Genomic DNA, 1740 nt, shown 5'->3' on the forward strand with positions numbered 1-1740 from the left:
GCCGCGCCGCACGCGGTGCCGGTGGTCGTGGTCACCGGCCGCAGCGAGGTGAGCAGGCGGGAGTGGTCGACGGCGGGCCTGAGCGGGGTGCACGAGGTGGCCGGCGACGACCTGGCCCGCGTGGCCCGGACCTGGTCGCCGGGCTGGGCGCGCTGAGGCCGCGGACGGCGACGCGCATCCCGGACGGTGATGGGATCAGCCGGTACGTGGGCGTACGATCTGAGAACAGACCGGCAAGCGGGAACAGACGGACCAGCCGATGGGTTGGCAACGTTCAAGGATCGACTACCGGTATGTCGAACACGATCGGGAGATGACATGACCGACACCACCACGGACATCGCTACCCACGGCGTCAACGTCACCGACGTCGCCGCGGGCAAGGTCCGTAGCCTGCTCGAGCAGGAGGGCCGCGACGACCTGCGCCTTCGCGTCGCGGTGCAGCCGGGTGGCTGCTCCGGGCTGATCTACCAGCTCTACTTCGACGAGCGGGTGCTCGACGGGGACGCTCTGCGCGACTACGACGGCGTCGAGGTCGTCGTGGACAAGATGAGCGTGCCGTACCTCGAGGGCGCCACGATCGACTTCAAGGACACCATCGAGCAGCAGGGCTTCACGATCGACAACCCGAACGCGGGCAGCGCATGCGCCTGCGGCGGGTCGTTCTCCTGATCGCAGCCTCCCGCTGAGCGACGTTCTCGGCACGACGGGCCGGTCACCATCATGGTGGCCGGCCCTTCGTCGTCGTCGTCCCGGGACGCCTCGGGTCGCCATCCCCTTTGAGGCCTAAGTTTCTTCGCTTTGGACAGCTCCAAAGCGAAGAAACTTAGGCCTCAAAGGGGAGAGGCGCGCGTCAGCCGAGCCGGACCGTGACGGCCCAGCCGTCCCAGTCCTCGTCCCAGTCCTCGTCGCCGCCGACGGCGCGCCCGACCTTGTCGTCGCGCCCGATCCTGTCGTCGCGCCCGATCCTGCCGGCGCGCCCGATCCTGTCGTCGCGCCCGATCCTGTCGTTGCTTCCGACGTCGGCGCCGCTGCCGACGTCGTGTCGCGGACCCCAAGCCCGGTGCTCCCGGGTTCCCACGTGCTCGTGGCCGCGCATGCGGCACCAGGCCGGCACGTCGTGCTTGGCGGCCGGGTCGGTCGACAGGACCGTCAGCTCGGTGCCCGCCGGCAGGTCCTTCGCGGCCGCGGCGAGCCGGATCACGGGCAGCGGGCAGCGCAGCCCGCGAGCGTCCACCAGCGTGTCAGACACACAGGCCACTCTAGTGACCCGGGCGCCTGACACGTGCGAGGGGTCAGAGTCCGCCGACACCCAGCATCTCGCGGACCCGTGCCACCGCGCCGGGCAGTACCGCGAGGAACCGTTCGACCTCCTCGGCCGTGGTGGACCGGTCGAGGGCGATCCGCACGTTGCCGTGCGTGAGCACGCCCATCGCCCCCAGCACGTGCGATGGCTCCAGCGTGCTCGCGGTGCACGCCGAGCCGGAGCCGACGGCGAACCCGTGCCGGTCCAGCTCCGTCACCAGCGCCTCGCCGTCCACGTAGAGGAACGAGAACGTGGCGACGTGCGGGAGCCGGCCGTCCGGGTCGCCCACCACCTCGACGTCGGGGATGCGCGCCACCTCGGCACGCACACGCTCCACGAGGGCCCGGCGCCGTGCGTCCTGCGCCACGCGGTCGGACTCGACGGCCTGCAGCGCCACCGCGGCGGCGAACGCGAGCGGCACGCTCACGCCGCCC

3 protein-coding genes are annotated in these 1740 nt (G+C 71.6%); 1 reads left to right on the top strand and 2 read right to left on the bottom strand.

Features of this window, described 5'->3' with window-relative positions; translation table 11 throughout:
• Positions 1-318: 318 nt before the first annotated feature.
• Positions 319-672 carry an iron-sulfur cluster insertion protein ErpA gene (gene erpA / locus PROKR_RS24130; protein WP_020014294.1) on the top strand — a complete coding sequence of 118 codons (354 nt, stop codon included), beginning with the start codon at positions 319-321 and terminating at the stop codon, positions 670-672.
• 181 nt (positions 673-853) lie between these two features.
• Here the strand turns inward: erpA and PROKR_RS38020 are convergent, their stop codons facing one another.
• Positions 854-1252 carry a sulfurtransferase TusA family protein gene (locus PROKR_RS38020; RefSeq protein WP_342665906.1) on the bottom strand — a complete coding sequence of 133 codons (399 nt, stop codon included), beginning with the start codon at positions 1250-1252 and terminating at the stop codon, positions 854-856.
• Positions 1253-1295: 43 nt separating this feature from the next.
• A partial coding sequence (locus tag PROKR_RS24140) for an aminotransferase class V-fold PLP-dependent enzyme (RefSeq protein ID WP_036968741.1) occupies positions 1296-1740 on the bottom strand: 445 nt, incomplete at its 5' end.

It is taken from the genome of Promicromonospora kroppenstedtii DSM 19349 (genome assembly GCF_000515355.1).
Classification (GTDB): Bacteria; Actinomycetota; Actinomycetes; order Actinomycetales; family Cellulomonadaceae; genus Promicromonospora; species Promicromonospora kroppenstedtii.